Annotated in this window: 9 protein-coding genes and 1 pseudogene; 3 read left to right on the forward strand and 7 right to left on the reverse strand. The window is 70.9% G+C overall.

Going from position 1 to position 6,140, the window contains the following annotated elements; genetic code table 11:
* Positions 1-381: pseudogene (locus ABZT12_RS38995) on the reverse strand (transposase); the annotation flags it as partial.
* On the opposite strand from ABZT12_RS38995, the gene ABZT12_RS39000 reads away from it, so the two are divergent.
* A complete protein-coding gene (locus tag ABZT12_RS39000; protein WP_356394542.1) occupies positions 345-494 on the forward strand; it encodes a hypothetical protein in 150 nt (49 codons plus the stop codon). The pseudogene ABZT12_RS38995 and the gene ABZT12_RS39000 sit on opposite strands and share 37 nt — an antisense overlap.
* Before the next feature lie 84 nt (positions 495-578).
* Here the strand turns inward: ABZT12_RS39000 and ABZT12_RS39005 are convergent, their stop codons facing one another.
* Positions 579-1,163, reverse strand: a complete 585-nt coding sequence (locus ABZT12_RS39005) for a TetR/AcrR family transcriptional regulator (protein ID WP_356394545.1) — start codon at positions 1,161-1,163, stop codon at positions 579-581.
* Positions 1,164-1,269: 106 nt separating this feature from the next.
* On the opposite strand from ABZT12_RS39005, the gene ABZT12_RS39010 reads away from it, so the two are divergent.
* Positions 1,270-1,704: a tautomerase family protein gene (locus ABZT12_RS39010; protein WP_356394548.1), complete on the forward strand. Its 435-nt coding sequence runs from the start codon at positions 1,270-1,272 to the stop codon at positions 1,702-1,704.
* Positions 1,697-2,713, forward strand: a complete 1,017-nt coding sequence (locus ABZT12_RS39015) for an alcohol dehydrogenase catalytic domain-containing protein (protein WP_356394550.1) — start codon at positions 1,697-1,699, stop codon at positions 2,711-2,713. The genes ABZT12_RS39010 and ABZT12_RS39015 overlap by 8 nt, the downstream gene beginning before the upstream one ends.
* A 476-nt stretch (positions 2,714-3,189) precedes the next feature.
* Here ABZT12_RS39015 and ABZT12_RS39020 read toward each other — a convergent pair whose 3' ends face one another.
* From ABZT12_RS39020 to ABZT12_RS39040, 5 genes are all read right to left on the reverse strand, one after another.
* On the reverse strand, positions 3,190-3,555 hold the full coding sequence (locus tag ABZT12_RS39020; RefSeq protein ID WP_214353924.1) for a hypothetical protein: 366 nt from the start codon (positions 3,553-3,555) through the stop codon (positions 3,190-3,192).
* Complete coding sequence (locus tag ABZT12_RS39025) at positions 3,552-3,815, reverse strand: hypothetical protein (RefSeq protein ID WP_356394554.1); 264 nt, start codon at positions 3,813-3,815, stop codon at positions 3,552-3,554. The genes ABZT12_RS39020 and ABZT12_RS39025 overlap by 4 nt, the downstream gene beginning before the upstream one ends.
* Before the next feature lie 257 nt (positions 3,816-4,072).
* On the reverse strand, positions 4,073-4,807 hold the full coding sequence (locus tag ABZT12_RS39030) for a hypothetical protein (protein ID WP_356394556.1): 735 nt from the start codon (positions 4,805-4,807) through the stop codon (positions 4,073-4,075).
* Positions 4,808-4,972: 165 nt separating this feature from the next.
* Positions 4,973-5,572, reverse strand: coding sequence for a TnsA-like heteromeric transposase endonuclease subunit (locus tag ABZT12_RS39035; RefSeq protein ID WP_356394562.1), 600 nt, complete (start codon positions 5,570-5,572; stop codon positions 4,973-4,975).
* Between the two features lie 364 nt (positions 5,573-5,936).
* On the reverse strand, positions 5,937-6,140 hold a 204-nt coding region (locus ABZT12_RS39040), incomplete at its 5' end, for a hypothetical protein (protein WP_356394559.1).

Genomic DNA, 6,140 nt, shown 5'->3' on the forward strand with positions numbered 1-6,140 from the left:
CCAGCAGCGGTCGACGTCCACTGCGGTGGCGCCGGTGCCCGACCACCACAGCCAGACCGGCTTGTTGACTCCGCCGCTGGGCAGCTTCTCCACGACCAGACGGATGACGGTCCCCTCGATGAGCGGCAGCGGTCCGTCGTGGTCGAGCCATGCGGCCCGGCGGGTCAGCCGCTGGTGCAGCCGGTCCCACGCCTGCGCGGTCGCCTTCCCGTAGAGCCGGGTGTCCGTGACCGTCACAGCCTGCTCGGCACCCCAGGTCGCGGGATCGCCGAAGACGAACTCACCGCCGTGTTTGGGCAGCCGGCCGCCCTTGGGGTTGGCCAGACCGAACCCCTTGCGGGAGGGTGTCGGACGCCGCATCACCCGATCCGAACGGAGCCGGAGATCTCCGTTGGGGCTCGCGAGGCGGCGTGCTGTCCGTGCTCTCCCTCCTGGAGAGCGGTGTAATCACCGAGGAGAAGGCCAAGGCGATCCGCGCCGCCCTCGACGCCTGATCGGGTGTCCCGGCCGGCGTCCTGCTTTCGGGCGGGGCGCCAGGCGGCGTTGGGGCGTTGTGCGGCGGTGGGGCAGGGCTTGGCTCAGGTCCCGGTGGCGTGGTCGATGAGCCCCTGGAGCTGGGTGGCGACCCGGTCGAGGGGCTCGATGGTGCGCTTGGCTCGGCACATGGCCACGGTGCCCTCGACGGAGGACACGATGAGGGTGGCGAGCTGCGCGGCCTGGTCGGCCTCGGCGCCGTGAGTCCGCAGGGAGTCGGCCAGCAGGGACTCCCACTGGTCGAAGACCTCGGCTGCGGCGGCCAGGGCGGGCGGGATCTCGTCGGTCGGCGGTTCCTCGATGGCCACGGCCAGCACTGGGCACCCGGCCTTGAAGTCGGTGTCCAGGACGATCTTGCGCCACAGTGCCAGGAACGCCTGGAGTCCGGCGGCGGGACCCCTCTCCAGTTCCTTGCGCAGGCTGCGGGCGACCCACTCGCCCGTATACCGGACGGCCTCCGTGGCCAGCTGCTGCTTGCCCTCGGGGAAGTAGTGGTAGGTGGAGCCGAGCGGCGCCTTGGCGTGCTTGGCCATCTCGCGGATGCTCGTGGCGCTCAGGCCCCGACGGCTGATCATGTCGGCGGCGCCGGCGACGATCCGTTCCCGCGCCCGCGGGTTCGTTTTGGGCACGTGCCTGCTCCCCTCTGGTTATAACGCTCGTCATAGTCTAGCGTGGCCACCGTCTATAACGACCGTCATAATCCGATGGCGGCGCGCACCCGCAGGGAGAGCCACCGTGCCGATGATCCGGCTGACCGCACCGACCGGCGCCCTCACCGAGGAGGGCCGCGCGAGTGTCCAGCGCGAGCTCGCCTCCGTGCTGCTGCGCTGGGAGGGCGCGCCCGACACCGCGTTCTTCCGCGCCCAGGCGTGGAGCTACCTGACCGAGCTGCCGCACGGGGCGCAGGTCACCGCGGAGGACGACGCGCCGCGCTTCCTGGTGGAGGTCACGGTGCCCCAGGGCGCCCTGTCCGAGCGCCGCAAGGCTGGCCTGGTCGAGGACGCGACCCGGACGGTGCTGAACGCTACCGGTCTTCCCCGGGGCGAGGCGCTGCGTGTGTGGGTGCTGGTCCACGAGCAGCCCGACGGCACCTGGGGCGCGGGCGGGTCCGTCGTGCGGTACGCCGACCTGGTGACCCTCGCCAAGAAGGAGGCGGCGACCGGTGCGTGAACTGACCTACGTCGCCCGCAACACCGTGGAGTGGCGTGAGGCCCCGGACCCGGTGCTCGGGTCCGGGCGGGAGGCGATCGTCGCGCCGGTCGCCGCCACCTCCTGTGACGTCGACTCCTCGATCCTGGCCGGCCACGGCTTCCTCGATCCGCCGTTCGCCCTCGGTCACGAATGCGTCGCCCGGGTCGTGGAGGTCGGTGACACGCTCACGACCGTGGCCCCCGGCGACCTGGTAGTCGTGCCATGGTCGATCAGCTGCGGCACCTGCGACCAGTGCCGGGCCGGGCTGACAGCGCACTGCGCGTCGGTGCCGTACATGGCCATGTACGGCGCGCCGATCGGCGGCAGTTGGGGCGGGCTCTTCTCCGAGCTGGTCCGCGTCCCCTACGCCGACGCGATGCTCGTCCCGCTGCCGTCCGGTCTCGACCCGGTCGCCATGGCCTCCGCCAGCGACAACTGGTCCCTGGCCTGGCGACTGGTCGCCCCGCACCTGAAGATGCGCCCCGGCGCCCGCGTCCTGGTCATCGCGCGCGGCAGCATCGGCCTGTACGTGTGCGACATCGCCCGCGCCCTCGGCGCCGGCGACATCCTGTACGTCGACCCCGACCCGGCCCACCGCGCGCTCGCCGAGACCTACGGGGCGCGCACCGCCGAGGCGATCGAACCGATCCGCCACGGCTTCGACCTCGCGGTGGAGGCCACCGGCCGCGTCGACCAACTCGCCCTCGCCGTCAAGTCCCTCGCGCCGGAAGGTTTCTGCGAATCGGCCGGCAACCACTTCCGCCCCGGTGAGCTGCCGCTGCTCGACATGTACCTCACCGGCGTCACCCTGCGTATCGCCCGCGACAACGTCCGCGCCCACATCCCCGACGCCCTCGCCCTCGCCAGCTCCGGCACGGTCGACCCCGCCCGGGTCGTCTCCCACGTCCTCGACTGGGAAGACCTGCCTTCCGCACTGCCCGAGAGGCACCTCAAGCCCGTCTTCGTCCGCGACCTCACCACCCGCTGACCCCGCACGCAGCCGCCACGGCACCGGCCCCGCTCACCCGAGGCCTCGCCCCTGACCGACCACGCCATGACCCACACCATCCCCGACCTCCAGGCGTCAGAGGACCTGGACCGGCAACGAGCAGCCATCACGGGCCCGGGACGTGCAGCTCCCGCAGGGTCCGGCGGTCGACGCGGCCAGAGACAGCCGCTGCCCGTTGCCCGTGGCGAATCCGGACACAGCGAACGGCAGTTGAATCGAGCGATCCGAGGCGTAGAGGAGAACGGAGAGGTCCAAGCTCGCGGCGCTGGTAAGGAGAAGACCGATGGATCTGCAGGCCGGTGTACAGATCTACCAGTTCGTTCGCGACCGCAGGGACGATCTCCGGGAAGATGCTGGGGCTGGCGGAACGCCTCACCGCTACGGATGGCCGTCCGACCCTGGATGACGACCCGGAATCATGCCCCTCTACGGCACTGCGGGAAGAGCCTGCTGGATCAGCTCGTCCAGGTCTTGATCTGAGCGGCGACCTCACGCACCGGGAGCCCGTCCCGGGCGGCGCGGGCCAAGGGAAGAACGGTGTCCAGCCCAGGGCTCACCGGGAGGCCGCATGCCGACAGGTAGGCCGCCGTCACCGTGGCCGCGAACAAGAGGTTGCGCACCTCAAGGCTGGGGTTCCTCGCCAGTTCACACAGCAGCGCCGCGGCCTTGTGATGGGGCTCGGGATAGACCTCGTGGTCCAGGACCTCCGCCCGATGACGTGCCTCGGCTGCTACCGGCACGCCGTAGTCGACGACCTGGGGGTCCCCCGGGATCTGCTGCGCCACGGCCAAGATCCAGGCGAGATCGATGCGGAGATTCACGCGGCGTCCCTCGGCGCGCTCTCGGCCAGCCCTTCCGGAAGGCCGGGGTACCGGTCTTCACCGACCTCTGCTTCGAACGCGTCCGCGTACTGGGCCAGGAACGTCGCGGCGCCGGCCATAAAGGCGGCACGTGCCTGATTCACATCGGCCTCGATCAAGTCAGCCACGTACCCCTGCAGGGTCAGACCGCGGCGCTTGGCCCGCTCCTCGGCTGCCGCCTTGACGGCTTCGTCCAATCGGATATTCGTCTGCTTTGCCATACTCACCACCTTAGCTACATGCTGGTATCCACGGCTAGCAAACCGGTGGACGGACACGCCGTGCGGCGTCGCTGACGGTCCTTGGCGGCGGGCGACACCACGGCCTGACACGGTGAGAGTTAGACGGGGTGGGATCATGGACTCGGGCCCCGCCGACGGGGGGCGAGCCGGGAGGGCAACATGATCGACCTTGAAGAGCGCGTGAATCGCGTGTTCAACCCGGACTTGCGTCCCCTCGTTCGGGAGGCGTACCGCTGCTACGCCTCCGGATCCGCTCGCGGCGCGATCGTCCTGACGTGGACGGCTGTCTGTGCCGACCTCATCGCCAAGCCCAGATCCTTCACGAGGAGGGCGAGACTCAAGCCCGGGACCTGGTCGCCGACGTCGAGCGAGCCCGAGGCAGCGTGGAGTCTGAAGCGATTCCGATCATGCTCGCCCTGGAGAGGACCCTGCTCGAGACTGCGGAGAAGCTCGAGCTGATCGACTTCACCCAGCGCAAACAGCTGGAGCGCATCCGCGACGACCGGCACTTGTGTGCCCACCCCTCCCTCCGGCCGTTCGGTGAGCTCTACGAGCCAACGATGGAGTACGCCCGCGCCCACCTCGCGGCAGCGCTGGAAGCAGTGCTCATCCATCCCCCCAGCCAGGGCCGCAAGATCGTAGACAGCTTCCTCAAGCACGTGGTGGACCCGGGGTTCGTCTACGACACCGAGTACCTCACCCACACCTTCTTCGACCGGGTCCGCCCCAGTGCCAGGTTCAAGGTGCTCGAGGCCGCCGCCAAGTTCGCCGTTCTGGCGGTCGAAGACCCCGCGATCAAGATCAAACCGGAGAGGTTCGCCGACCGCATGGCCAAGTGCCTGCGCAGTTTCGCCGATCGCGACGCCGACCTCGCTAAGAAGGCCGTAGCCAAACAGATGGCCCGCCTTGAAATCGCCGAGCCCGCCGTGCACCAGCCCCACCAGCCCCTGGCGGTGGTAGGCCAGCCGCATCCGCTGCACCGTGGGCCGGCTAGACCCTCGCCCAGCCCACCGCTGCCAGCTCTCCGCCTGCTCAACTCGCCTGCTGCTCCCGCTCCCGCTCCTGTGCCGCGTCGCCGGCGGCCGGGCCGGGCGCCACGAGGGTGTGTTCGCCCAGCGGCCCGGTCAGGTCGGCGCTCAGCCGCCCGCTCCACAGTGCGTGGTAGAGAGCACCGGCAGCGCGCTGAGGACCTCGCCCGCCGCCGTAGCCCCGGCCATCAACGGCCGGGGGGCGGCGAACGCCGCCAGCACCGCCTGCTCCAGCCCGCCCGCGTCGCGATAGCAGGGATGGCGGTAGCCGGCCAGCCACCGCACGTTCGCCGCCACCACCTTCTCCGGCGGCACCAGGCGCCGGTAGGTGAACCCCACCGCCGCACACGCCGGCCCAAGTACCGCGGCCGCGCGCGCCGCACGCTGCCCGGCCGGCTCGGACGTGGCGGGACAGTCGGCCAGCAGAGCACGACCGTCGGCGTAGCGGGCGAACACTTGCGGCACCCACGTCAGGACCCGCCCGCTGCCGTGGTCCCGCCAGATCAGCCGCACCGGCCGCGCCGCCACCTGCACGTCACGGTCCAGCAGCATCAACTGCATGCACATCGCCTGCGACCCGTGCATCACATGCCCGGCCGTGGTGGCCGACCACCACCAGCCCGGCCCCCACCTGCGCCCGGCACAACCGGGAACGCCGCCACCGGCGCAAGCTGCTCGAACCGGACGGCCACGGCGGCCTCGACCCAGCGGCGCTGCACGCGTGTGCCGTCCGCCCCGGCGAACTCCGCCTCCACCGCACCCGGTTCCGGCACCCGGCCCGCCCGGCCGCGACGGCCGGTAAGCCGTCCTGACTGCTGTCGATGATCACGTACTCCACACAACGTCATACCGGTCACGGCACGCAGGCGAACCGGCCGGTAACCGCAACTGCCCTGCCGCGAAAGCCGGTTGTCCTGTGCGGGGGCCAGGATGCCGCCTGGCGTGTGCCGCTGTCAGTGCGCATCTCTGCACTTTTTCCGCCCCCCGGCCGGCCCCGCCGCGGCACAGGCCGGGTCGCGGCCCGGGCTCGCCCCGGACCACGGGGTGAGCAGGCGCCGGATCGGCTTCGCCGCTATCCCAGAGACGACAGCACCCATCCCGAGTCGTCCTCGTCGGAACCGAACCGGATCAGAGCGCCGGACGGCATCGCCGCACCGCGCGCGAGCATGTCGACGAAGGCATCCACGAGCGCCTCGACCTGCTCACGGCCGCCACCCTGGTCGTCGTCGCGGACACCGGAGTCGAGCCACAACTGGTCGCGGTGTCCCATGACCCT

Source organism: Streptomyces sp. NPDC005423 (genome assembly GCF_040606415.1).
GTDB lineage: Bacteria > Actinomycetota > Actinomycetes > Streptomycetales > Streptomycetaceae > Streptomyces.

Bases quoted from the DNA above. Each gene is read 5' to 3' on its own strand.
- ABZT12_RS39025 (WP_356394554.1), bottom strand. From the start codon at position 3,815: ATGGCAAAGCAGACGAATATCCGATTGGACGAAGCCGTCAAGGCGGCA.
- ABZT12_RS39030 (WP_356394556.1), bottom strand. From the start codon at position 4,807: ATGCGGCTGGCCTACCACCGCCAGGGGCTGGTGGGGCTGGTGCACGGC.